The organism is Dyella lipolytica, assembly GCF_030160075.1.
In the GTDB taxonomy this organism is placed as follows: Bacteria; Pseudomonadota; Gammaproteobacteria; order Xanthomonadales; family Rhodanobacteraceae; genus Dyella_B; species Dyella_B lipolytica.
Genome location: NZ_BSNQ01000003.1, coordinates 65,099 through 87,932 on the forward strand (window position 1 = coordinate 65,099; position 22,834 = coordinate 87,932).

At 61.4% G+C, this 22,834-nt stretch carries 23 protein-coding genes; 9 read left to right on the forward strand and 14 right to left on the reverse strand.

Annotated elements, in window-relative coordinates:
* Window positions 1-24: 24 nt before the first annotated feature.
* Complete coding sequence (locus tag QQL64_RS01780) at window positions 25-480, reverse strand: copper chaperone PCu(A)C (protein ID WP_284395421.1); 456 nt, start codon at window positions 478-480, stop codon at window positions 25-27.
* Entirely contained in the window at window positions 477-1,094 is a 618-nt protein-coding gene (locus QQL64_RS01785) for an SCO family protein (RefSeq protein WP_284395423.1), read from the reverse strand. The genes QQL64_RS01780 and QQL64_RS01785 overlap by 4 nt, the downstream gene beginning before the upstream one ends.
* An 80-nt stretch (window positions 1,095-1,174) precedes the next feature.
* On the opposite strand from QQL64_RS01785, the gene QQL64_RS01790 reads away from it, so the two are divergent.
* The 3 genes from QQL64_RS01790 to QQL64_RS01800 all read left to right on the forward strand — a co-directional run bounded on the left by QQL64_RS01790 (window position 1,175) and on the right by QQL64_RS01800 (window position 4,418).
* Window positions 1,175-1,564 carry a DUF423 domain-containing protein gene (locus tag QQL64_RS01790; RefSeq protein WP_284395424.1) on the forward strand — a complete coding sequence of 130 codons (390 nt, stop codon included), beginning with the start codon at window positions 1,175-1,177 and terminating at the stop codon, window positions 1,562-1,564.
* Between the two features lie 64 nt (window positions 1,565-1,628).
* Complete coding sequence (gene purT, locus QQL64_RS01795) at window positions 1,629-2,810, forward strand: formate-dependent phosphoribosylglycinamide formyltransferase (protein WP_284395425.1); 1,182 nt, start codon at window positions 1,629-1,631, stop codon at window positions 2,808-2,810.
* 84 nt (window positions 2,811-2,894) lie between these two features.
* Window positions 2,895-4,418 (forward strand): FMN-binding glutamate synthase family protein, encoded by a 1,524-nt coding sequence (locus QQL64_RS01800; protein WP_284395427.1) that lies wholly within the window; start codon window positions 2,895-2,897, stop codon window positions 4,416-4,418.
* A gap of 7 nt (window positions 4,419-4,425) precedes the next feature.
* On the opposite strand, the gene QQL64_RS01805 is transcribed toward QQL64_RS01800, so the two are convergent.
* From QQL64_RS01805 to QQL64_RS01820, 4 genes are all read right to left on the reverse strand, one after another.
* Window positions 4,426-5,136 carry an arginyltransferase gene (locus QQL64_RS01805; protein WP_284395429.1) on the reverse strand — a complete coding sequence of 237 codons (711 nt, stop codon included), beginning with the start codon at window positions 5,134-5,136 and terminating at the stop codon, window positions 4,426-4,428.
* A gap of 58 nt (window positions 5,137-5,194) precedes the next feature.
* Window positions 5,195-5,593, reverse strand: coding sequence for a hypothetical protein (locus tag QQL64_RS01810; RefSeq protein ID WP_284395431.1), 399 nt, complete (start codon window positions 5,591-5,593; stop codon window positions 5,195-5,197).
* A 31-nt stretch (window positions 5,594-5,624) separates the two neighbouring features.
* Window positions 5,625-6,491, reverse strand: coding sequence for an acyl-CoA thioesterase II (tesB, locus tag QQL64_RS01815; RefSeq protein ID WP_284395433.1), 867 nt, complete (start codon window positions 6,489-6,491; stop codon window positions 5,625-5,627).
* A gap of 63 nt (window positions 6,492-6,554) precedes the next feature.
* Complete coding sequence (locus tag QQL64_RS01820) at window positions 6,555-7,121, reverse strand: N-acetylmuramoyl-L-alanine amidase (RefSeq protein ID WP_284395436.1); 567 nt, start codon at window positions 7,119-7,121, stop codon at window positions 6,555-6,557.
* Window positions 7,122-7,246: 125 nt separating this feature from the next.
* On the opposite strand from QQL64_RS01820, the gene QQL64_RS01825 reads away from it, so the two are divergent.
* From QQL64_RS01825 to QQL64_RS01835, 3 genes are all read left to right on the forward strand, one after another.
* Window positions 7,247-7,774, forward strand: coding sequence for an alpha/beta hydrolase (locus QQL64_RS01825; protein WP_284395438.1), 528 nt, complete (start codon window positions 7,247-7,249; stop codon window positions 7,772-7,774).
* Complete coding sequence (rlmKL, locus tag QQL64_RS01830; RefSeq protein WP_284395439.1) at window positions 7,771-9,957, forward strand: bifunctional 23S rRNA (guanine(2069)-N(7))-methyltransferase RlmK/23S rRNA (guanine(2445)-N(2))-methyltransferase RlmL; 2,187 nt, start codon at window positions 7,771-7,773, stop codon at window positions 9,955-9,957. The genes QQL64_RS01825 and rlmKL overlap by 4 nt, the downstream gene beginning before the upstream one ends.
* Before the next feature lie 63 nt (window positions 9,958-10,020).
* The gene (locus QQL64_RS01835) at window positions 10,021-10,413 is read left to right on the forward strand and encodes a hypothetical protein (RefSeq protein ID WP_284395440.1); all 393 of its coding nucleotides are present in this window, start codon (window positions 10,021-10,023) and stop codon (window positions 10,411-10,413) included.
* Between the two features lie 72 nt (window positions 10,414-10,485).
* On the opposite strand, the gene QQL64_RS01840 is transcribed toward QQL64_RS01835, so the two are convergent.
* Window positions 10,486-10,926 carry a DUF6491 family protein gene (locus QQL64_RS01840; RefSeq protein WP_284395441.1) on the reverse strand — a complete coding sequence of 147 codons (441 nt, stop codon included), beginning with the start codon at window positions 10,924-10,926 and terminating at the stop codon, window positions 10,486-10,488.
* Between the two features lie 185 nt (window positions 10,927-11,111).
* Between QQL64_RS01840 and egtB the strand changes: the two genes are divergently transcribed.
* Both egtB and egtD read left to right on the forward strand, forming a co-directional pair.
* Entirely contained in the window at window positions 11,112-12,368 is a 1,257-nt protein-coding gene (gene egtB, locus QQL64_RS01845; protein ID WP_425603841.1) for an ergothioneine biosynthesis protein EgtB, read from the forward strand.
* Window positions 12,365-13,342 (forward strand): L-histidine N(alpha)-methyltransferase, encoded by a 978-nt coding sequence (gene egtD / locus QQL64_RS01850; protein ID WP_284395442.1) that lies wholly within the window; start codon window positions 12,365-12,367, stop codon window positions 13,340-13,342. Before egtB ends, egtD begins: the two co-directional genes overlap by 4 nt.
* 10 nt (window positions 13,343-13,352) lie before the next feature.
* Here the strand turns inward: egtD and mfd are convergent, their stop codons facing one another.
* From mfd to QQL64_RS01880, 6 genes are all read right to left on the reverse strand, one after another.
* Window positions 13,353-16,802, reverse strand: a complete 3,450-nt coding sequence (gene mfd / locus QQL64_RS01855) for a transcription-repair coupling factor (RefSeq protein ID WP_284395443.1) — start codon at window positions 16,800-16,802, stop codon at window positions 13,353-13,355.
* Between the two features lie 202 nt (window positions 16,803-17,004).
* Complete coding sequence (locus QQL64_RS01860) at window positions 17,005-17,610, reverse strand: GNAT family N-acetyltransferase (RefSeq protein ID WP_284395444.1); 606 nt, start codon at window positions 17,608-17,610, stop codon at window positions 17,005-17,007.
* Window positions 17,611-17,681: 71 nt separating this feature from the next.
* Entirely contained in the window at window positions 17,682-18,590 is a 909-nt protein-coding gene (locus tag QQL64_RS01865; protein ID WP_284395447.1) for a cation diffusion facilitator family transporter, read from the reverse strand.
* Between the two features lie 47 nt (window positions 18,591-18,637).
* Entirely contained in the window at window positions 18,638-19,153 is a 516-nt protein-coding gene (locus QQL64_RS01870; protein WP_284395448.1) for a Slp family lipoprotein, read from the reverse strand.
* 46 nt (window positions 19,154-19,199) lie between these two features.
* Window positions 19,200-20,138 carry a 23S rRNA (adenine(2030)-N(6))-methyltransferase RlmJ gene (locus QQL64_RS01875; protein ID WP_284395449.1) on the reverse strand — a complete coding sequence of 313 codons (939 nt, stop codon included), beginning with the start codon at window positions 20,136-20,138 and terminating at the stop codon, window positions 19,200-19,202.
* A 69-nt stretch (window positions 20,139-20,207) separates the two neighbouring features.
* A complete protein-coding gene (locus tag QQL64_RS01880) occupies window positions 20,208-20,849 on the reverse strand; it encodes an NAD(P)-dependent oxidoreductase (protein ID WP_284395451.1) in 642 nt (213 codons plus the stop codon).
* 113 nt (window positions 20,850-20,962) lie between these two features.
* Between QQL64_RS01880 and QQL64_RS01885 the strand changes: the two genes are divergently transcribed.
* Window positions 20,963-21,859 (forward strand): LysR family transcriptional regulator, encoded by an 897-nt coding sequence (locus tag QQL64_RS01885; RefSeq protein WP_284395452.1) that lies wholly within the window; start codon window positions 20,963-20,965, stop codon window positions 21,857-21,859.
* A 9-nt stretch (window positions 21,860-21,868) separates the two neighbouring features.
* Here QQL64_RS01885 and QQL64_RS01890 read toward each other — a convergent pair whose 3' ends face one another.
* Window positions 21,869-22,798 (reverse strand): EamA family transporter, encoded by a 930-nt coding sequence (locus QQL64_RS01890; RefSeq protein ID WP_284395454.1) that lies wholly within the window; start codon window positions 22,796-22,798, stop codon window positions 21,869-21,871.
* Window positions 22,799-22,834 lie beyond the last annotated feature (36 nt).

Sequence of the window (22,834 nt, forward strand, 5' to 3'; positions counted from 1 at the left end):
ATACAGGGTGCGCCGAGTGCCCGCTTAGTTTGTATCGACGGCGTTGGCCGGACGAACCAGAAAGTGCACCGGCAACCGGCTGCCATCCGCAAAATCAAGTGTGATGTCGACGCTGTCGCCAACCTTCAATGGATGAGAAGCCTGCTGCAGCATCAGATGGTAGCTCGCCGGCACCAACGACATGTCGCCATGAGCCGGGATCATCAGGCGCCCGATCATCGCCATGCGACTCGTGCCGTCTGTTTCCTGCAGGCTCTGATGAATCATCACGGATGCATACGCTGCACTTTGCGCGGCGACGAGCGTTGCGGCGGTGGCGCCGTTGTTCTGCAAGGTCACGTAGCCACCAGCCGGCAAGTCGCCTGGAAGCAGGCGGATCCACGCATGACTGGCGGTGACATGATCGGCCTGTGCGGCGTGCAAGCCAGCGGTCGGAAGCAAACTGGTGGCCAGTAGAAAACCTAGGGCGCGAGGTGTCACGTTGCATCTCCAGGACTCAACAGCAAATGCAGATCGTGTACCAGTTTGTCTTGCGAATCGGCGGGTGTGGCGAGCAGGCGCACCTTGCCATTGCCATCGAAAATATAGATGCCCGAGCTGTGGCTGACATCGTAGCTGCCATCGGTCTTGCCCGGCTCTCGGGTAAACGCAGCACGGTAGCGCTTGCTCAACGCCTCGATGTCGGCGGGTGAGCCGGTAAGTCCGACAGCATGCGAATCGAAGGCCGAGACATAGTCGTGCAGCACGGCAGGGGTATCGCGTGTCGGGTCGACGCTGACAAAAAGGATGCGCACTCCGTCAGACAGTTTGCCGAGGCGCTGCATCACCACGTGCAAATGTGCCAGCGTCAGAGGACATACATCGGGGCAGTGCGTATAACCGAAGTAGAGTACGGTCACCTTGCCGCGATAGTCGGCTCCGCTGACGGCTTTGCCTTGATCATCGGTTAGCTGAAAAGACAGGTCCGGCATATGCCCGGAAATGTCCGCGAGTTGCCACGGCGGCGGCTCATCGTGGTGGCAAGCGGCGAGCAGCAGGCTGGCGATGAACACGATCGAGAGGCAGGCCAGGTGGGCGAGACGCGGCGGCTTCATGCAAAAATCCCAAGTCAGATCCGATCAGCATACGCCACGTGCGACTTTCCATTGCTTTTTCACGACGGGGAACGGCTTTCATGCGACAACTTGTCCTTCATGTCGATGGCGTGCTCGTTGGACTCGCCGGTGCCAGCGCGGTGCTGCTGGGAGCCTTCGGCGCCCACGCTTTGCGAGCGACGCTTGACGCTGCTCATTACGAGCTCTGGCATACGGCGGTGGAGTACCACTTCTGGCATGCCTTGGCATTGGCAGTTGCCGTGCTATTCGGTCGACAAAAGGCATCCCGTGTCGCTGTGTTGGCATTCACACTTGGCATCGTGATGTTCAGTGGCAGCTTGTATGCCTTGGCGCTTGGCGCCATGCGATGGGTCGGTATTGTCACGCCCATCGGCGGTCTGGCGTTCTTGGCCGGGTGGATCGCGCTTGGGTTTGCGGTGCAGACGCAAGGCGATCGAACGATGCGCTGAAAATCTCTACTTCGCCGCACTACCGAACCCCGGCGGTACAATGACCTATTTGCCGGAGATCGCTATGAAGCCGTTTGGCACGCCGCATTCCAACCATGCTCTGAAGGTGCTGTTGCTGGGGTCAGGCGAGCTGGGCAAGGAAGTGGCGATCGAATTGCAACGTTACGCCGTGGAGGTCATCGCGGTAGACCGTTACGCCAATGCGCCGGCGATGCAGGTGGCGCATCGCAGCCATGTGATCGACATGCTGGACGGCGCCGCGTTGCGTGCCCTGATTGCGCAGGAGAAGCCCGATCTGGTGGTGCCCGAAATCGAGGCCATCCATACGCCGACCCTGATGGATCTGGAAAAGGAAGGGCTGCACGTGATCCCGACCGCACGCGCGGCCTGGTTGACGATGAACCGTGAAGGCATCCGCCGACTGGCGGCAGAGGAACTGGGTTTGCCGACGTCGCCCTACCGATTCTGCGACAGCGAGGACGAATACCGCGAAGCGGTGGCGGCGATCGGCTATCCCTTCGTGATCAAGCCGGTGATGAGTTCATCGGGGAAAGGCCAGAGCATTGTTCGTGACGCATCGGGTGCGCAGGAGGCTTGGGATTACGCCCAAGCCGGTGGTCGCGCCGGCAAGGGCCGAGTGATCGTCGAAGGTTTCGTGCCATTCGATTACGAAATCACGCTGTTGACGGTAAGCCACAAGAACGGCATCAGCTTCTGTGCGCCGATCGGACATCGCCAGGAAGACGGCGACTATCGCGAATCCTGGCAACCGCAACCCATGAGTCCGATCGCCTTGGCCGAGGCGCAGCGGCAGGCGGAGGCCATTGCCAGCGCATTGGGCGGCTGGGGTGTGTTCGGCGTCGAATTCTTTGTGAAGGGCGACGCGGTCATTTTCTCGGAAGTCAGCCCGCGCCCGCACGATACTGGGTTGGTGACGCTGATCTCCCAGGAGCTATCCGAATTCGCCTTGCATGCGCGGGCGATCCTTGGGCTGCCCATTCCGGTAATCCACCAGAACGGTCCATCCGCCTCGTGCGCGGTGTTGCTGGAAGGCGAGGGCCGCGCACCGCGATATCACGGCATCACCGACGCTCTGGCGGAGCCGGATACCCAGCTGCGCATCTTCGGCAAGCCTGAGGTGAAAGGCCGCCGTCGCATGGCGGTAACGTTGGCGCGCGATACCGATATCGATGCGGCCAAAGCCAAGGCGATTCGTGCCGCGAAAGCGATACGGATGGAGTTGTAGAATTCGAAGAGATCCGCAGGTGACGCGCGGCGGCGATGTATCGAGATCACGACGGCGACAGTCGTTGCCGATGGGAGAGCAAGGATGGAATCGACGGGTTTTGCGCATTGGCTGATCGTGCTGGTAGAGACCTTTGCACTGCTCTTTGTGATGCTAGTGGTCATCGCCATCTTGTTCGTGGCGGTGGTCTGGGTGATCGATCGCAACCAGACGCACAATTCCGTGTTGCGCAATTATCCGGTGATTGGGCATTTCCGTTATTGGTTTCTGCATCTGGGCGAATTCTTTCGTCAGTACTTGTACTCCAGCGATCGCGAGGAATTACCGTTCAACCGCGCACAGCGTATGTGGGTCTATCGCGCAGCGAAAAATTCAGAAAATACCAATGCCTTCGGTTCGACCCGCGATCTGCGCGGAGAAGGTGTGCCGTTCTTCGTCAACGCGGCTTTTCCGTCGCTGGGCGATCATCACGTCAAATCCAAGCCGGTACGCCTTGGGCCGTATGCGCGCGAGCCATATGACCACGCCTCGTTCTTCAACATTTCCGCGATGAGCTTTGGTGCGCTGTCTGCGCCGGCAGTTCGCGCACTGTCTATCGGCGCAGCCAAAGCGGGTATCTGGATGGATACCGGCGAAGGCGGCCTGGCGCCGTATCACCTCGAAGGCGGCTGCGACGTCGTGTTCGAGATCGGCACCGCCAAGTACGGTGTACGCACACCCGAGGGCAAGCTGGACGATCAGAAACTGCTGGCGATCGCTGCACACAAGCAGGTGAAGATGATCAGCATCAAGCTGGGACAGGGCGCCAAACCGGGTATGGGCGGTTTGCTGCCGGCGGCGAAGGTGACGCCGGAAATCGCGGCGATTCGTGGCATTCCGGTCGGGCAGGATTCGCAAAGTCCCAACCGGCACCTGGATATCGCCAATGTGCAGCAGCTGATGGATGCGATTGCACATATTCGCGATCTCACCGGCAAACCCACCGGTTTCAAGGCGGTGTTTGGCGGCATGGAGTGGATCGACGAGCTGTGCGACGAAGTTCATAAGCGCGGTATCGAGAGCGCGCCGGACTTCATCATTGTCGATGGTTCCGAAGGCGGTACCGGTGCGGCCCCGCAGACCTTGATGGAAGGCGTAGGCCTGCCGTTGCACGAGGCATTGCCGGGTCTGGTCGATACGCTGATCGTGAAAGGTCTGCGCGAACGCATCAAGGTGATCTGCTCAGGCAAATGCATCACCGCGTATGACGTGGCGTGGGCGCTTTCCATGGGCGCGGATTTCGTCAATTCCGCGCGCGGTTTCATGCTGGCGCTGGGATGTATCCAGTCCTTGCAGTGCAACCGCAACACGTGTCCCACCGGCATTACCACGCAGAACCCGCGCCTGCAGCGCGGACTCGTGGTGACGGACAAGAGCGAACGTGTTGCGCACTATGCAAAGAACGTCATGCATGAAGTAGGCATCATCGCGCATAGTTGCGGGGTGGATGATCCGCGCCAGCTCGATCGCACGCATTGCCGTGTGGTGGGCGATGACGGTATCTCCATACCGCTTATCAAGCTGTTTCCGTATCCGCAGACTTCCGGACAAGAAAGCTTGAGCAGTTAAAGCGTGCTCAACTGCGACGGAGTTCCACCCAGCCTTCAGCCGTACGCACTTGCAACGGTTTGAAGCGGCGTTTGTAGTCCATCTTCGGATGACCGTCGATCCAGAAACCGAGGTATACCCACGGGATGCCTCGGCGCCGCGCGAGTTCCACCTGCTGCAGGATCGCGAAAGTACCTAGGCCACGCGCCTGTTCGTCCGGATCGTAGAACGTATAAACCGCCGATACGCCGGTAGCGCATACATCCGTGACAGCGACGGCTAGCAGACGGTCGTCCCGATGCAATTCGAGAAACACCGTGGGGCTCCACGGTGCGGTGAGGAAGCGCCGGAAGTCGCTGGCTTCGGCGTCGTCCATGCCGCCACCGGGATGGCGGGTGCGCAGATAGCGCGAATAGAGCACGTGCCGTTCGCTGTTGTAGCCGGCCATGCGTTCGGTGACGGTGAGGTCCGCATTGCGCTTCAGGCAGCGACGTTGCGAGCGGTCCAGCGTGAAATGCGCCACATCGATGCGACAGGGTGTGCAGGCGTGGCACGTTGGGCAATGCGGAAAGTACAGATGACCGCCCGCTCGACGAAAGCCGTGATCCAGCGCGGCGCCGTACAGCCGATCCAGCTGCGGAGCCGCCGGGTCGATCACCAGATTCTGCGCCGTCCGCCCAACGAAATAGCCGCAGGTGTGCGGCAGGGTCTGGAACAGACGGACATGATCGGAGCGCATGGCTGATTCTATGACCCTCGCGGGTCGCCGTGGCAAGCGCTTTTAGTTCAGCAGCCTCTCAGAGCACATGCAGGTAACGCAGCGCCAACACCATAAAGATGCCCAGGATGGCCAGCAGCACGATGCGCCGGACACGGGTCACGGTATGTTCGCGGCGGGTGTAGATCGATTCGGCGGGGTTACGCTCGGCCTGCAGCATCTCGCCATGGCGGATCACCGGTTCGATACCCAGCTGGCGCAGCAGTTCGCGCGCCCGCGTGTAATCGTCCGCGCGGCTGATCCACACCTGCGGCCAGCTGTCGCGATTCTCGTTGCGTTGGGAATAGCTGAAGCGTTGATAGCTGGGCCGGTTCCAGTTGGAACGGTTGGTGACGGTGGTCTCGACGCCGTTTTCGGTCATGAGCGCGATAACGCGATCAATGTTTTCCTGGCGGGGTGATGTGTAAAGAAGTCGCATGTTAGAGCCTGTCTAAGGTCTCCAAGTGTAGTCAATCGCCACGCAGCCGGATCAGGCCTTCTTGCGCGGTGGAGGCGATCAGCCGGCCATCGCGGCTGAAGATCTGCCCCCGTGCGAGCCCGCGGCTACCTTGCGCCGTCGGGCTGTCGAACGAATAAAGCAGCCATTCGTCCACCCTGAACGGGCGGTGGAACCACAACGCATGGTCGAGGCTGGCCATCTGGATGTTGTGCGTGAGGTAGGAGATGCCGTGCGGCAGGGTGGCGGTGCCGATCAGATGGAAGTCCGAGGCATAGGCGAGCAAGGCGCGATGCAGAATGGCCGAATCGCTGATAGGTGCGGTCAAGCGAAACCAGATGTGCTGGATGGCAGGCCGTTTAGCCGGATGTAACTCATCGCGTGGCCACACTTGGCGGAACTCGAACGGGCCGTCGCTGCCCAGCCAGCGTTGCAGCTTCACCGGCAGCCGTGCCAGCTCCTGCGGCGGCACGCGGTGCATCGGCTCCAGATCCTCTGGCGCCGGCACTTCCGGCATCGAGGACTGGTGTTCGACACCCTTCTCAGGAACCTGGAATGAGATGGCGCCATTGAGAATAGGCTGGCCGTGCTGGATCGCCACCACCCGGCGGGAGGAAAACGAGCCGCCATCGCGAGCCCGCTCGACGCTATAGACGATCGGTGCGTCGACATCGCCGGCACGCAAGAAATACGCATGCAGCGAGTGCGCCTCGCGAGAGGGGTCAACCGTTTGTTGTGCCGCCGAGAGCGCCTGACCCAGCACCTGGCCGCCAAAGACGAAGCGCGTACCGATATCCCGGCTCTGGCCGCGGAAAAGGTTGTCCTCCAGCCGTTCGAGCTGCAGTAGCTCGACCAGTTCATTGACGTGTGCGTCCCGCATGTGACCGACCCAGGATGGTGTAAGAGTGGCCCGCGATTATAGGGGGCGTCCGATACCGCTGGACTATTGGCCCGTCCCAATCCGCTTCAGACCGCTGCCCGCCAGTACCTCGGCCCAGGGAAACAGCGGGCCGGGATCCAGCTTGCGGGGCACTTCCTTGCTGGGATCATCGCTAGCCGTCACGCGGGCGATGTCCAGATCTTCATGGCCGGCGATCTCGTGCAGGTTCGGGTAGTCCGTGCGCAACTGCGCAAGCAGGGCTCGCAGCGAGACGACCTGTGCTGCCGTGTAGGGTTCGGTCATGCGTTGTTGCTGCGAATCGAACCAGTTCGGATAACGCCCACGGTTGACCAATTCGATACCGATCGATGATGGGTTGTAGCCGCGCACCTGATGGGCCACGCGCGTGCCGGGTACATAGCGATATACCGCGCCGTCGCGGTCGATGTAGTAGTGGCCGCTGTTGCCGGTACCGTCTTCGTACAGCACCTTTTCACCGTATTCGCGGGCCGTCGCCAGGTCGGGCAATTCCGTGCAGTGAATCACCACCAGTGTGACCGCGCTGGCCGGGCGCCCGGGCAGTTTGGCGACATAGGGCAGGAGCTGGTCGTGAATGGTCAGCATAGGCATGCAGACAGTCTCGCATAGGCAGGTCGTTCAACGCGTGGCGCGCATTTAAGCGAGGTGTGGAGACATTGAATACATCCAGAGGGCTATCATGCGCGTCTTATTGAGCGACATTCATGGAGGCCGTCATGCCCGGACACGTCATACTTTCCCACGGCTCGGACGCCGGTCCGGATGCCACCAAGGTCAGCGTGCTGGCGAAGATCGCCGAATCGATGGGATGGAGCAGCGAACGCCCGGACTACCGCGCCGACGATGCGTTGGGGCATGCAGGCTCGGTGGCGCCGCGTATCGCGCGGCTGCATGAGCGAATCGCCGCGTGCAGCGCGCCGCCGGTGCTGGTGGGCTCGAGCATGGGTTCGTTTGTCTCCGGGTTGGTGTCGCTGGAGCTGCCGGTAGCCGGCCTGTTCCTGCTGGCCACGCCGGCGCTGATCCCGGGTAACGATCTGGCGTTCGATGTGCGCCTGGATGTCCCTACGCTATTGATTCATGGCTGGCAGGATGACGTTTGTCCGCTCGACGAGATCTACGAGTTCGCCGGCCGGCGTCAGCTACCCTTGCTGGTGCTGGAGGACGACCATCGCCTGGGCGCCCATATCGATGCCATCGGCCGACAGTTCGGCCTCTTCCTGGAACAGCTGGCGAAACGCGCTTGAGTCCTTTTTTTGCAACTTGCCCCAAAGGGCTGGAATACCTGTTGCGCGACGAGCTGATGGCTCTAGGTGGAACGGACGTGCACGAAGCGCTCGCTGGCGTGCGGTTTTCCGGCACCCTCGAGACGGCCTATCGCGCCTGCCTGTGGTCGCGCCTGGCCAGCCGCATCCTGCTGCCGTTGGCTGAATTCGACGCCGCTTCCGACGAAGCGTTGTATGCCGGTGTGCAGGCCATCGACTGGTCGGAACACTTGGCGCCGCACGCCACGCTGGCCGTGGATGCCAATACGACGCAAAGCAAGATCTCACACAGTCAGTTTCTCGCGCAGCGAGTAAAGGATGCCGTAGTCGATCAATTCCGGCAGCGCGGCCAGGAACGTCCCGGCGTAGATACGGAAGAGCCTGACGTTCGCATCAATCTGAGACTGCGGCGCGATCGCGCCACCGTGTCCATCGATCTGGCCGGCGCCCCCTTGCACCGCCGCGGCTGGCGCGAGCAGCAAGGCGAGGCGCCGCTGAAGGAAAACCTTGCCGCGGCCATGTTGCTGCGCGCGGGTTGGCCGGCGATCTATGCGCAAGGCGGCGCGCTGCTCGATCCCATGTGCGGATCGGGCACCTTGCTCATCGAAGGCGCACTGATGGTGGCCGACGTCGCGCCGGGTCTACGTCGTTCGTATTACGGATTCCTCGGCTGGAAGCAGCACGACATTCCGCTGTGGCGCGGCCTGCTCGACGAGGCGCGCAAGCGTGCGGAAGCCGGAATGCCTGCGTTGCGCAGTTGTTTCTTTGGTTCCGATGCCGATTCGCGCATGGTGCAGACGGTCAAGCGGAACGCGCAGGAAGCCGGTGTGGCGGGCTTCTTCACTTTGGATCGCCATGATGCGCAACACGTCGCGCCGCCGCCCGGATTGACCAACGGCCTGGTCATCACCAATCCGCCGTATGGCGAACGGCTCGGCGATCGCGAAAGCATGCCGAAGCTCTATCGCATGCTCGGCGAAACATTGCGCGATCGCTTCACCGGTTGGCGTGCGGCCATTCTCGCAGGCGATGCCGAACTGGGGCGTGCCACCACCTTGCGTGCTGAAAAGAAGTACGCGCTGTATAACGGTGCACTCGAAACCGTACTGCTGATCTTCGAACTCCATCCGCGCGACGACACGCCGCGCGAAAGGGCGCCGCTTTCATCCGGCGCGCAGATGCTGAAGAACCGGCTCGAGAAGAACGTCAAACATCTGAGCAAGCGGTTGGAGCGCGAAGGTATTCATGCATGGCGCGCCTACGATCAGGATCTGCCTGAGTACGCGGCAGCCATCGACGTGTATGCCGATACCGCCGGCGCAACGCATTTGCATATCCAGGAATACCGGGCACCTGCCGACGTTCCCGTCGAGGTGGCGAAGACGCGCATGCGCGAGATCGCCCGTGTTGCCGGCGAAGTGTTTGAGACACCCCGTGCACGCATCGCGCTCAAAACCCGCGAGCGCGGCAAGGGCGGTTCCAAATACGGCCAGTTCGATCAGCGCGGTGAATTCATCGAGGTGGAAGAGGGCGGCCTGAAGTTCCTGGTCAATCTTTACGACTATCTGGACACTGGTCTGTTTCTCGATCACCGGCTGGTCCGCGCGAAGCTGCGTGAGCTCGCTGCGGGTCGGCGCTTTCTCAACCTCTTCGCCTATACCGCCACCGCTAGCGTTTACGCCGCCGCCGGCAATGCTCGTGATACCACCAGTGTGGACTTGTCAGGCACGTACCTCGAATGGGCATCGCGCAATCTTGCGCTGAATGGATTTTCCGGTGCGAAACATCGTCTGGTGCAATCGGATGCCACCGGCTTCCTACAGCACTCGCGCGACCACTACGGTCTGATCTACGTCGATCCGCCGACTTTTTCAAATTCCAAACGTGCCGATGATTTCGATGTGCAGCGAGATCACGTCAAGCTGCTGCTGGCTTGCGCGGACCGGCTTAGCAGCGATGGCGTCATCGTGTTTTCGAACAACTTCCGTCGTTTCACACTCGATCACGCCGGGCTGGAAGAACGCCTGACGATCGAGAACTGGGGAGGCGGCAGTATCCCGTTCGATTTTTCGCGGCGCGCAAATATTCACGATTGCTGGCTGCTGCGGCTGCGCCCAGCTGAGGGCGAGGTAAATCCCTGGGATGGCGCCCGTGTAAAGAAATGAAACGCTTCAGTACAGATTAAGCGCGCCGGCCCGAACATTGAGCCATCTTGACGGAGATGTGTCATGTCCAAACGTAGTGTCGGCAAGTTCGTTGCAATCGGCCTGGCTCTTGCCTCGGCTGTGGCTCTGCCGGTTGGCGCATCTGCGCACGGCTGGGGTGGTCCCGGTTGGCACGGTGGTGGTTATGGCTATCACGGTGGTTATTACCACGGCGGCTATGGCTACCGTGGCGGTTACTGGAGCGGCGGTCGCTGGATCGCAGGCGCCATCGTCGGCGGTGCCGTGGCTGGCCTGGTGGCCGGTGCGGTTGCTGGTCCGCCGGTGTACTACGCCGCACCGCCGGCCGTGGTGTACGCACCGGGTACCGTGGTTTACCAGAGCGCGCCGGTGGTCACCACGGTGGTGACGTCCCCCGGTTACGAGACGCGCTATATCGGTCCCGCCCCCGGTTACTGATCGGTGCTTGATCGCGTAGAAACAAAGAGCCCGGCCATGCCGGGCTCTTTGTCTTTTGTCCCGATGATCCGCTCAGGGATTCTTGCTGGGCTGTTGCGTCTTCACGCTATGGTATTGGGCTTTTGCGCGATAGCTATTGAACTGGTCTTCGCCGATCAGCCTAATCGACTGAATCGCGCAATCAGGTTGATTTCTGGCGCGCACCTTTTCACCTACTCCGCCGCACATACGGCTACCCGTAGCTTTGTCGGACCTGCTCGGTACTAAAACCAAACCGGGGTTGCCAATACCTAGTTTCTGGCAATCGGCTTGCAGGGTCAGCAGATAGCGCTGGTAGGGGCCTGTGCGCACGATGGCCGTTCTTGAATCCACCACATGCCACTCGTTGATCTGATCGATGCGAATGCAGTCCCCGTAGGCCAAAGTGCTTCTTGCCGGGGCCGATTGGGCCAGTAGCGATCCCGCACTTATTGCAACGGTCAAAGTCAGCAGTACAGAAATGACGGGTTTCATAAAAGTCACCTCGATGCTGTGTGGATGTGCAGCAATCGCTTGAACTATCGCCGCGGCCATATTCCCGCCATACACGCATCACACAATATGAACGATGTTTGCGGCATGGTAGAGATTATGATCGCCCCTTGGTCCACCCCACACAAGGTGTATCGCAGCAAGTCCGTCCAGATCGTGCCTGTGCCATGAATGTCTCCACGTTCCCAGTACATACCGAGGATAGCGTTGCGCGGTTCATGCGCATTCGTCGACAGACGCTGGCGCTCTGCGCCGGGTTGGGTCCCGAAGATCTGATGGTCCAATCGATGCCCGACGCCAGTCCAGGCAAATGGCACCTGGCGCATACCACTTGGTTTTTCGAGCAGTTCGTACTGGGACACGATCCGGCTTACCGTTCGCTTAATCCTGCGTGGCATTACTTGTTTAACTCATATTACGAATCGGTAGGTCCGATGCACGCGCGTCCGCAGCGCGGTCTGCTGTCGCGGCCGACGCTGGACGACATTCGCGATTACCGGTCACGTATCGACGAAGCGGTAGGCGAGCTTATCGCGGCCGGTCCTGATGCTGCGCTTGCTGCACGGATCGAACTAGGCCTGCATCACGAGCAACAGCATCAGGAGCTTTTGCTTACCGACCTCAAGCATGCGTTCTGGTGCAATCCATTGCGCCCTGTTTATCGTGATTTACCGAGCGTGGTGGACGAGAGCAAATCGTTGCCCATGCGCTTCCTGGCATGTCGGGAAGGGCCGGTCGAGATCGGTCATCGCGATGGCGATGGTTTTGCCTACGACAACGAGACGCCTCGTCATCGAACGTGGCTTGCTCCGCACGCGCTCGGCAACCGCCTGGTAACCAACAGCGAATACCTCGCCTTCGTGCGCGAGGGTGGTTACCGCGAGGCCAATCTGTGGCTTTCCGACGGCTGGGCGACCGTACAACGCGAAGGCTGGCAGCGGCCGCTTTATTGGCAAGAAGACCTGTCGAGCGAATTCACGCTTGCGGGTATTCGCACGCTGGAGCCCGAGGCGCCGGTGTGCCACATCAGCTATTTCGAAGCCGATGCGTTCGCACGCTGGGCCGGCGCGCGTTTGCCTACTGAAGCCGAGTGGGAAAATGCCGCGGCTGGCCTGCAAGTCACAGGCAATTTCCAGGAACGCCACCGCTTCCATCCCGCCGCTGCAGCCCACGACGATGGTCTGCAGCAAATGTATGGCGACGTGTGGGAATGGACAGCCTCACCTTATGTGAGCTACCCCGGTTTCAAACCTCTGCCCGGTGCCCTGGGCGAATACAACGGCAAATTCATGAACGGTCAGTGGGTGTTGCGCGGTGGCTCCTGCGCAACACCGCGCGAACACATTCGCGCCAGTTACCGCAATTTCTTTCCGCCCCATGCCCGCTGGCAATTCGCGGGCATCCGCTTGGGACAGGACCGATGAGTGTGCAAGCTTATGTTGTACGGGACGAACAGCGTCCTCCCGATAATGCACTGTTGCAAGTTGTCCAGCGCGGGTTGCGTTCGCAACCCAAGCGATTGCCGTCGTGGTTGTTCTACGACGAGCAGGGTTCCGCCTTGTTCGAGCAGATTTGCGAACAGCCGGAGTATTACCTAACGCGTGCCGAGATCGCGTTGTTGAGCGAACACGCGGCCAACATCGCCGAGGTACTCGGACCCGATGTTCGTCTGGTTGAATACGGCAGTGGTCACGCGATCAAGACACGCCTGCTGCTTGAACATCTGGCGACGCCAGTGGCGTGGGTGCCGGTGGAGCTTTCGTCCGAACCGTTGCGGTTGGGCATGCAGCGCATGGCGCAACATTTTCCGGAATTGCCTATCCAGCCGCTGTCGGTCGATTTCACGCGTCCCCTGCGGCTGCCGGTTCCACCGCGCGCACCACGCCGCACCGTGCTCTATTTTCCCGGCTCGACGATCGGTAATTTCGAAGAACGCGAAGCGGCGCAGTTGCTGCGCAAGATGCGCGGCGAAATGGGCGACAACGGCGGCATCCTGGTCGGCGCGGATCTGAAGAAAGATCGGGCCACCATCGAGGCGGCCTACAACGATCGTGCCGGCGTCACCGAGGCGTTTACGCTCAACATGCTGACGCGTCTGAACCGCGAACTGGGCTGCAACTTCGAGCTTGGTGCTTTCCGCCACCGCTCGCGCTACAACGCGATGGCGGGGCGCATCGAAACGTATATCGTGAGCAAGCGGGAACAACGTGTACGTGTCGGTCGACTGCAGGTCTTGTTCCGCGAAGACGAGGCTATGCTGGTGGAATACAGCTGCAAGTATTCGCTCGAGGATTTTGCCGCGCTCGCCGCCACCGCGGGTTTAGCTGTGCAGCATGTCTGGACAGATTCCGCAGGCATGTTCAGCCTGCAATATCTGACAAGAAGCAACGCCGGCTAACAGGTGGTTCTCATGCCACCTTGCGGGCGCCCAATCGGATCAGGATTTCCTCGGCGCTGCGAATGCGTTCGCTGGAACCGGGTAGCTCCAGATTCACCTTCAACTTGTCCTGGCCGTCCAACTTGTAGATGCGCGGGTAATTCTGGATCAGGCGGATAATAGCCATCGGGTCGATATCGGGCTTGTCGCGGAAAGTTACGCGGCCACCGTTCGCCCCGAAATCGAGTTTGCGAACGCCCAACGGCGTCGCCATCAGTTTCAGACCGGCGACGGCGAACAGGTGCTTGACGGCATCCGGAAGCAAGCCGAAGCGATCGATCATTTCCACCTGCAATTCGCGCAAGGCATCTTCGTCGCGCGCGCTGGTGATGCGCTTGTATAGCGTCAGGCGTGCGTGCACGTCGGGCAGATAGTCGTCGGGAATCAATGCAGGCAAATGCAGCTCCACCTCGGTTTCGTGCTCGCTGGTCAAGTCGAAATCGGGCACTTTGCCGGACTTCAGCGCGCGCACGGCGCGTTCCAGCAATTCGGTATAAAGGCCGAAGCCGATCTCCTGAATCTGGCCCGATTGCTCATCGCCTAGCAGCTCGCCCGCACCGCGAATTTCCAGATCGTGCGTGGCCAGCGTAAAACCTGCGCCGAGTTCTTCCAGCGACGCCAACGCTTCCAGACGCTTCTCCGCATCGGCGGTAATCGACTTGCGATCCGGCACGATCAGATACGCATAAGCGCGATGATGCGAACGCCCCACGCGTCCGCGCAGCTGGTGCAGCTGCGCCAGGCCGAAGCGATCCGCGCGGTTGATGACGATGGTGTTGGCGGTGGGGACATCGATACCGGTTTCGATGATCGTGGTGCACACCAGCACGTTGAAACGCTGGCGGTGGAAATCCGCCATCACCTGTTCCAGCTCGCGCTCGGGCATCTGACCGTGGGCGATGCCAATGCGTGCATCGGGTATCAGTTCCTGCAATTCGTGGGCGGTGCGTTCAATGCTGTCCACTTCGTTGTGCAGGAAATATACCTGGCCGCCGCGTTGCAGCTCGCGCTGGAAGGCTTCACGGATCAGCGCCGCTTCCCAGGCGGAAATAAACGTGCGCACGGCCATGCGATGCGCCGGCGGCGTGGCGATCAGCGACAGGTCGCGCAGGCCGCTCATCGCCATATTCAATGTGCGCGGGATCGGTGTCGCGGTCATGGTCAGCAGATCCACTTCGGCGCGCAGCTTTTTCAGCTGCTCTTTCTGGCGCACGCCGAAGCGTTGTTCTTCGTCGACGATGACAAGGCCGAGCTGTTTGAACTTGATATCCGGCTGCAGCAGCTTATGCGTACCTACGATCACGTCGATCTGGCCATCGGCCAGGCGCTTGAGCGCCTCGTTCACTTCTTTGGTGGAGCGGAAGCGTGACAACACATCCACGCGTACCGGCCAATCCGCAAAACGATCCGCAAAATTGCGGTAGTGCTGCTGCGCGAGCAACGTAGTCGGCACCAGCACCGCCACCTGTTTGCCTGCGGTAGCGGCAGCAAAGGCGGCCCTTAAGGCGACTTCCGTTTTGCCGAAACCGACGTCGCCGCAGATCACCCGATCCATCGCACGCGGAGCAGCGAGGTCGCCCAGTACCGCATCGATCGCGTGCAGCTGGTCCGGCGTTTCCTCGAACGGAAAACTACTGCCGAATTCTTCGACCAGCTGGCGATCGATCGGCAGTGATTCACCGCCGCGCGCTTCGCGTTGCGCGTAGATCGCGAGCAATTCGGCGGCGACGTCGCGCACTTTTTCAGCCGCTTTCTTGCGCGCACGCTCCCACGCATCGCCGCCCAGCGAATGCAGCGGCGCCAGCTCCGGTGCGGTGCCGGAGTAGCGGCTGACCAAGCCCAGCTGCGCCACGGGGACATAGAGCTTGTCGCCTTTGGCGTATTCGATGGTGAGGAACTCGCCTTCCATGCCGCCCAGTTCCATCGAGACCAGGCCCTGATAGCGGCCCACACCGTGGTCGATGTGCACGATCGGCGAGCCGATGGACAGCTCGGTCAGATCGCGGATGATCGTTTCCGGATCGCGCGCCGCGCCGCGCCGGCGTCGCCGTTCGGTGCGCACACGTTCGCCGAACAGCTCGCGCTCGGTGAGCACCGTGATCGCAGGCTTCGTCAGGGCGAAGCCTTGTTCCATCGGGGCGATGGTGATGGCAAGCCTGTTTGCATCGTCAAGGAAGGCTTGCCAGCCGTCGACGTTTTGCGGCCGCAGGCCGGTGGTGGCGAGCTGCTCAAGCAAGGCTTCGCGACGTCCCGCCGAATCTGCGGCGATCAACACGCGGCCTGGATAACTCTGCACGAAGTGACGCAGCGACGTACCCGGCTCTTCGCCCTTGCGATTGAGCGGTAGTTCCGGCGCCGGTTGTGTTCCTGCTGCAACGGCATGTTCGTGACCGCTTTCGACCACTTCCACGCGCAAGCGCTTGTTGAGTTGCTCGCGCAGTTGTTCGGGCGGTATGTAGAGCTCTGCCGGCGGCAGCACAGGGCGTTCGATATCGTGCGCGCGCTGGTCGTAGCGTTCGGCGGTCTGCACCCAGAACTGTTCGGCCGCGTCGCCCGTACCTTCGCCAAGCACGAACAGCGCGTCATCGGCGAGGTAATCGAACAGTGTGGCGGTCTGATCGAAGAACAGCGGCAGGTAGTACTCGATGCCGCCGGGCGTCACGCCTTCCTTCATGTCCTGGTAAAGCGGACAGCGACGCACATCGATCGGAAAACGTTCGCGCAGGCGGCTGCGAAACGCCTTGGCCGCGTCGTCCGTTACTGGAAATTCGCGCGCGGGCAGCAATTCCACCTTCTCGACCTGATGCTGCGAGCGCTGGGTTTCCGGATCGAAACTACGGATCGATTCCACTTCGTCATCGAACAGTTCGATGCGATACGGTTCCGCTGCGCCCATCGGAAAGATATCGATCAAGGCGCCACGCACGGCGAAATCGCCTGGCTCCGCCACCTGCGGAACATGGCGATAGCCGGAAGCCTCCAGGCGCCGCTGTTCGGCAGCGAGGTCGAGCTTCTGACCCTTGGCCAGCATCAAGCCCGAACCGGTGATGTGCGAGCGCGGCGCGATCCGCTGCATCAGGGTCGCTGCCGACACCACCAGTACGCCGCGTTTTACGTTGGGTAGCTGATAGAGTGTGGCGATGCGCTGGGAGACGATTTCCGGGTGCGGGCTGAATACGTCGTAGGGCAGCGTTTCCCAATCCGGGAAATGCAGCACCGGCAGCGAGCCGGCAAAGATGCGCAGCTCATCCTCCAACGCATGGGCGCGCTGGGTATCGCGGGCCACCACCACCAACAACCCACTATGCGATTGCGCGGCTTCGGCAACCAGCAAGGCCCGCGCTGAACCGTGTGGCGGGGTCCAGAAGCGGCGTTGCTTAGGGGAGGTGGGAAGGGGCGGGTGACTGATCGGATTGGGCATGGGGACGCTGCGTGGAGGGCGCAGCCTGTGTGCCGCGCTGATCAAGCGCGCAAGTGTAGCGCGTGCGGCATGCCCTTCTCCCTTTGGGAGAAGGTGCCCGAAGGGCGGATGAGGGTGCGAGCGGAGCGTTGAAGCGGGAAAGTTTAATTTCGCGCGAGCCCGTACCCTCACCCCAACCCCTCTCCCGGAGGGAGAGGGGCTTTCAGAGCGTTAGGCTGATCTGCGCCGTGCCGGCTTCGCCGGGCAGCATCTTGGCGACGAAGCCCAGCTCTTTGCACAGCTGCAGCATCGGGCGGTTTTCCATCAGCACATAACCCCACAGTTCGCTGATGCCGCGGCGACGGGATTCGTCGACCAGTCGCTGCATCAGCAAGGCGCCCAGGCCGATGCGCGTCCACTCGAGTTCTACCAGTACAGAGAACTCGGCGCTATTGCTGGCTTCATCGACGTAGATGCGGCCTACGCCGCGCAACTCGGCGGGCTTGACCGTTTCGTCCATCAAAGCGAAAGCTGCTTCCAGCGCGGGATCGATACGGCACAGGCGCTGCGCCATCGGCGGCGGCAACTCCGACATCGCGTGCATAAAGCGGCGACGCACATCCTGCGGCGACAGCCGCTTGAAGCAACGCTCCATGGCAGCGACATCGCCCGGCTCAATATCGCGTAACACGAGTTCGCGACCGTCGGCCGTGTGTACATGTTCGCCTCGGGCCGTCGTGACGATGCGCGGGCTGGCGAAACGCTCGCGGCTGCGCGGCGGCGGTTGGGCGTGCCGGGAGGGGGATCCAGAATCGCGGGCAGGGGTCATAAGCATGCCCATACTTTAGCGTATTGTGTGCACTGCAACATGAATAAGCAGCAACTCTGGGTCTGCCCAGCCTAGTCGGCCACGTCCGGCTCGAAAAAGCTCCAGCGCACCTCGGCAAATTCCGCCTTCATGGCGCGTTCCACCGTGTTGATCGCGTCGATCAGGCTGAGATTGTCGGCTGTTGGCGCCATGCGCGCCTTGACCGCCACCATCACATCCGGGCCCATCTGCAGCGTAATCAGGTTGAGCACCTCGGCCACTTCCTCGCGCCCGGTGAGAAAGGCCAGCAGCTCGGCGCGGCGGCGCGGTTCCACGCCCTGGCCGATCAGCAGCGCCTTTACCTCGATCGCCAACGCGACCGCCACGACCACCAGCAGCACGCCGATGGCAATGGTACCCACCGCATCGAACAACAGATTGCCGGTGAGCATGGTGGCGCCGATGGCCAGCGCGGCCAGGCACAAGCCGATCAGGGCGGCGAGGTCTTCGCCGAAGATCACCAGCAACTCGCTCGAACGCGTCTCGCGGAACCACCGCCAGAGGTTCTGCTCGCCGCGCGCGCGATTCACCTCGAGCATGCAGCCGCGCATCGAGATGCTTTCCGCCACGATGCCGAACAGCAGCACGCCCAGCGCCAGCCACGGCCACTTCAGCGGCTCGGGTTGGCTGAGCTTGTGCGTGCCTTCGTAGATCGAGAACAGTCCGCCGACGGCGAAGAGCAGCATCGCCACCACGAACGACCAGAAATACAGCGCGCGTCCCCAACCGAGCGGATAGTCTTCCGATGGCGGTTTTTTCGCCTGCTGCATGCCCAGCAACAGCAGACCCTGGTTGCCGCAATCGGCCAGCGAATGTACGGCCTCGGCCAGCATGGCGCCGGAGCCGGTGATGACAGCGGCTACCAGCTTGGCGACAAAGATCGCGAAGTTGGCGCCCAGCGCCAGCAGGATGGCCTTGAGCGAATTGGCATGGCCGGACATGCATCACTCCTTGTTGCGAGCCGTGATCCGAAGATCAACGGAAAACCTCAACGGATACCGACGCCCACGCCGATGCCAAAGTGCACATCCGGATGCCCCTGGCGTAATTCGGCGGCAGTCCACACATGCGATTGCGCCACGCTAACCAGCGGATAGACGTATGCAGCCTGATCCACCATACCGGCGCGGTTGCCGTTGAGTTTCCCGCTGACCGTGATCAAGGCGCCGCCCGGAAAGTTGAACGACTCGACATAGCCGGGATAGACCGCGATAAAACGCCCCGCACCATGCGTATTGGGCAGCGGCCGCTGTGAGGTATCCAGCGGATAAGCCAGAATTTCGACCTCACTGTGATCGGGGAAGTTGTGCACGCTGATCACGCTGCCGCCCCAGATCACATCGCCTTGCCCGTATTGCTCCGGCGACTGCGCCACCTGGGCCGGAAGTGCCGCCAGCGTGCCCGGTGCGGCTTTGTAGATGGGAGCCGGTGCGCAAGCGGCCAAGGTCAGCGCGGCAACCGGGCCAAGCCTGCGCAGCAACGGAAACAGGTGACGTATCGACATGACGAGCTCCTTGCATGGCAACGCTGTTGCCGGTCAAGCATCGAGCTTAGCGGGCTCGCTTCGGCGGTGGTAGCCGGCTTGGACGCGTTGGCGATGTAGCCGTTGTCTCGTTGTCTTGCGCCAGCCAGTCGAGCCGCCATTCGGCCGCACGCTCTTTCGATAGCAGCCGCGCCATCGCCTGCAAGGGTTCGCGCAGTACCTGGTCGAAATTCCACGGTGCATTGAGAATGACCATGCCCGAACCGTTCAAACGCAATGGCGAATCGTCGGGATGCACCAAGAGTTCCGCGCGCAGCACACGGCGGGCGAAACCATGCTGTAAACCGCGCAAGAACGGTTGCACTTGGCTGCGCTGCTTGATCGGGTACCAAATCGCATAGATACCGGTGGGCCAGCGCTGCAGCGCGGCCTTCAATGCCGCTTCGATCAGTCGATACTCTGCTTCTTGCGCTTCGTAGGGCGGATCGATCAGCACCAAGCCGCGCTTTTCCTTGGGTGGAACCAAGGCTTTCAGTGCTTCGTAACCGTCGCGGTTATGCACGTGCACACGGTGATCGTTGCGAAACAGTTCGCGCAGGTGCGTCGCTTCTTCGGGATGCAGCTCGCACAGCTGTGCGCTGTCGATATCGCGCATCGCGCGGGCGACCTGCAAGGGCGATCCAGGGTAAAGCTTCAATCCGTTTTCGTTGCCGGGCAGTGCGAGGATCGCATCGAGCCAATGGCGCAATAACGATGGAAGCGCACTGCTTGCGGCCTTGTCGGCTTGATGCAGATCGGGAAACAGCAGTCGTGCGATGCCGTCGCGATATTCGCCGGTCTTGCCGGCTTCTTCGCTATCCAATGCGTAGCAGCCGCTGCCGGCATGCGTGTCGATCAGCGCGAAAGGCGTGTCTTTCGCGCGCAGCGCCTGGATCAGCGCGAACAATACGCTGTGCTTCAGTACATCGGCGAAATTGCCCGCGTGGTAGGCGTGACGGTAATTCATGGCGGTCGCGGCAGGCTGGGCTGCAGAGTATAGATCCCTGGCCTGCCGCGAACCGCTTAAACAGGCTCTTCAATACGCTACGGTAATCCGCTGGCGCAGGGCGTCATGCTTGTCCAGGCGGTCGAGCAGGGCGATCGCGTAATCCGGCACGCTGATGCGGCTGGCGCCGCTGGCATCGGTCAGCAGCCGGTCGCCACCGACGCGGTATGTCCCAGTGCGTGCTCCATCCTCGAGCAAGGCGGCCGGGCTGATATACGTCCAGTCGATATCGGCCTTGCTGGTGCGAAACACATCCAGCGCGCGGATCTGGGCTGCAGCCTCTGGCTTCCAGGCCTCCGGGAAATGCGGGTCGTCGATCACCTTCACGCCCGGCGCCATCTCCAGACTGCTGGCGCCGCCCACCCATAGCAGGCGCTTCACGCCGGCACCGGGAAGCGTATCCAACAAGGTTTTGGCGGCCGCAGGAATGGTGTCGTTATCGCCGTTGCGACGCGCGGACACGCTGGCAATCACCGCATCGGTACCCTTCACTGAGGCCAACCAGCCGGCGGGCTGGCTGATGTCGCCGACCACCACGTGCAAGCGGTCATGGCGCTGCGTAAGCCGACCGGCATCGCGCACGATCGCCGTAACGTCGTGACCGCGTGCAAGCGCTTCGTCAAGGATCGCGTGGCCGATATGGCCGGTGGCGCCGAATAGAACCAGTTTCATGACCTATCTCCGTCAGGGGAATCGATGGTGCACAGCATGCGCGCCTTGTATTGGTCGGATAAACGGATCAATAGGTAATTGACTGTAAATATTTTATTTACAATGATGCGTGCATGCAGCGCGACGTCAATCTCAACCGGCTTGCCATATTCGTTGCGTTGGTGCGTGCCGGTTCGTTTACCGCCGCCGCGGGGCAATTGGGCATGACCAAGGCGATGGTCAGTCAGCATTTGCTGCGGCTAGAGCGTGAACTGGGCGTCACACTGATCGTACGCAGTACGCGGCGCATGGCACTCACCGAGGCGGGCGCGGCTTTCCATACCGATTGCGTGCGGTTGCTCGAACAGACCGAGGCCGCCATCGAGCGAATCGGTAATCGCCGTAATACACCGACGGGCACATTGCGTTTGACGACGTCGACGGACTACGGCATGTCGGTGGTCGCTCCCGCACTGGCCGAGTTCCGGCGTTTGCATCCGTCGCTGCAGATCGATCTGGTCATCAACGATCAGATTAGCGATCTGATTACCGAGCGCTTCGATCTGGCCATCCGCATCGGCTGGCTACGCGATTCGAGCCTACGTGCAGCGCGGTTGGGCAGCTTTCGTCAGCTGGTGATGGCAACACCAGCCTATGTTGCCGAGCACGGTGTACCGCGGCGGCCGGAGGATCTTTCCACGCATCCGTGGATTGCCATGTCGGCATTGACGGCCCCGTTACGTTGGACTTTCACACGCGGCAGCGGCACTCGTCGCGTGGTACGTATGCGCCAGGCGATGCAGGCCAACAACGCTGCAGCGATTCGCGCTCTGGTGCTGAGCGGTGCGGGTGTATCGGTATTGCCCGACTATCTCGTCGAGGACGATATCCAGGCCGGACGTCTGCAGGTGCTGCTGGCGCAATACCGTTTGCCCGAAGGCGGCATCCACGCGGTGTATCCCGATCCGCAGCCACCCGCGAAGGTGCGTGCGTTTATCGACTTTATGCGCGACCGTTTGGCCAAACGCTAAGCCGCGGCTTCAATCAACTATGTTGTGGCTTTCGGCGGTACCCAACAGTTCGGCTTGCGCGGGTTGGCGATCGCCACGGTGCAGCAGCGGGTGCGCAAAAACAGCCATCAAAATCACCACCACACCGGCATAGAACCAGGCATCGAGCTGGCGTTGCTCACCCAGCAGGAGAATGGCCAGCACGATGGCGTAAACCGGTTCCAGATTGGTGATCATCTGGGTGGCGAATGCGCTGATGTGGCGTAGTGCCACGAGCGCCAGCGTAAACGGCAGCAACGTACAGCCAAAAGCCAATGCCAGCAGCAATACCGCGTCGTGCACATGCGGTACTTGGAATGCCGGTCCGGTATGCGGCATGAGCGGCCCCATCACGGTGAGGAACATCGCGCCGGTACCCAACTCGATGCACGTGACAGTAAGCGGATCGCCATGTTCGACCAGACGCTTGTTGAAAGAGCCGAACAGCGCCACGAACAAGGCCGAAAGAACGCCCACTGCGATACCTATGCGCATGCCGGCCGGCACGCCGCCGACAACCATCGCCACGCCCGGTACGACAGCGACGGCGATCAGCAGTTCACGCGGATCGAAGCGACGACGCGCCACCCAGGGTTCGATAAAAGCGAGAAAGACCGGCCCTAACGCGATGCAGGTGGCGCCCACCGACGCATTGGCGAGTTTGATCGATGCGTAGAACGTCAGCCAATGCAACGACACCAACACGCCGATACCTGCATAGGCCAGCCGCAGCCGCATCGTCATCGCGCGCAGGCCGCGCCATACCCTGGGGATCAACAGCAAGGCGCCGGCCACCAGCAGCGTGCGCCACCACACCAGCTGTAAAGCAGGCAGCGTGATCAGTTTGCCGAGGATGGCGGTGAAGCCCCATAGCAGCACGCAAAAGTGGATTTGCAGGCGGGCCTTGCTGACGGGCTGCATGATGATGAAAGCGCTAGTAGGGGATGGTCGGTCATT

What these genes read in the sequence shown, in the direction of transcription:
- QQL64_RS01870 (WP_284395448.1), bottom strand. Translation starts at nt 19,153, where the DNA reads ATGTCGATACGTCACCTGTTTCCGTTGCTGCGCAGGCTTGGCCCGGTT.
- tesB (WP_284395433.1), bottom strand. Translation starts at nt 6,491, where the DNA reads ATGCGGGACGCACACGTCAATGAACTGGTCGAGCTACTGCAGCTCGAA.
- QQL64_RS01875 (WP_284395449.1), bottom strand. Translation starts at nt 20,138, where the DNA reads ATGAATTACCGTCACGCCTACCACGCGGGCAATTTCGCCGATGTACTG.
- QQL64_RS01825 (WP_284395438.1), top strand. Translation starts at nt 7,247, where the DNA reads ATGCCCGGACACGTCATACTTTCCCACGGCTCGGACGCCGGTCCGGAT.
- QQL64_RS01865 (WP_284395447.1), bottom strand. Translation starts at nt 18,590, where the DNA reads ATGTCCGGCCATGCCAATTCGCTCAAGGCCATCCTGCTGGCGCTGGGC.
- egtB (WP_425603841.1), top strand. Translation starts at nt 11,112, where the DNA reads ATGAATGTCTCCACGTTCCCAGTACATACCGAGGATAGCGTTGCGCGG.
- QQL64_RS01800 (WP_284395427.1), top strand. Translation starts at nt 2,895, where the DNA reads ATGGAATCGACGGGTTTTGCGCATTGGCTGATCGTGCTGGTAGAGACC.
- egtD (WP_284395442.1), top strand. Translation starts at nt 12,365, where the DNA reads ATGAGTGTGCAAGCTTATGTTGTACGGGACGAACAGCGTCCTCCCGAT.
- QQL64_RS01840 (WP_284395441.1), bottom strand. Translation starts at nt 10,926, where the DNA reads ATGAAACCCGTCATTTCTGTACTGCTGACTTTGACCGTTGCAATAAGT.
- QQL64_RS01885 (WP_284395452.1), top strand. Translation starts at nt 20,963, where the DNA reads ATGCAGCGCGACGTCAATCTCAACCGGCTTGCCATATTCGTTGCGTTG.
- QQL64_RS01810 (WP_284395431.1), bottom strand. Translation starts at nt 5,593, where the DNA reads ATGCGACTTCTTTACACATCACCCCGCCAGGAAAACATTGATCGCGTT.
- QQL64_RS01785 (WP_284395423.1), bottom strand. Translation starts at nt 1,094, where the DNA reads ATGAAGCCGCCGCGTCTCGCCCACCTGGCCTGCCTCTCGATCGTGTTC.
- QQL64_RS01880 (WP_284395451.1), bottom strand. Translation starts at nt 20,849, where the DNA reads ATGAAACTGGTTCTATTCGGCGCCACCGGCCATATCGGCCACGCGATC.
- QQL64_RS01805 (WP_284395429.1), bottom strand. Translation starts at nt 5,136, where the DNA reads ATGCGCTCCGATCATGTCCGTCTGTTCCAGACCCTGCCGCACACCTGC.
- QQL64_RS01890 (WP_284395454.1), bottom strand. Translation starts at nt 22,798, where the DNA reads ATGCAGCCCGTCAGCAAGGCCCGCCTGCAAATCCACTTTTGCGTGCTG.
- QQL64_RS01860 (WP_284395444.1), bottom strand. Translation starts at nt 17,610, where the DNA reads ATGACCCCTGCCCGCGATTCTGGATCCCCCTCCCGGCACGCCCAACCG.
- QQL64_RS01835 (WP_284395440.1), top strand. Translation starts at nt 10,021, where the DNA reads ATGTCCAAACGTAGTGTCGGCAAGTTCGTTGCAATCGGCCTGGCTCTT.
- QQL64_RS01820 (WP_284395436.1), bottom strand. Translation starts at nt 7,121, where the DNA reads ATGCCTATGCTGACCATTCACGACCAGCTCCTGCCCTATGTCGCCAAA.
- purT (WP_284395425.1), top strand. Translation starts at nt 1,629, where the DNA reads ATGAAGCCGTTTGGCACGCCGCATTCCAACCATGCTCTGAAGGTGCTG.
- mfd (WP_284395443.1), bottom strand. Translation starts at nt 16,802, where the DNA reads ATGCCCAATCCGATCAGTCACCCGCCCCTTCCCACCTCCCCTAAGCAA.
- QQL64_RS01790 (WP_284395424.1), top strand. Translation starts at nt 1,175, where the DNA reads ATGCGACAACTTGTCCTTCATGTCGATGGCGTGCTCGTTGGACTCGCC.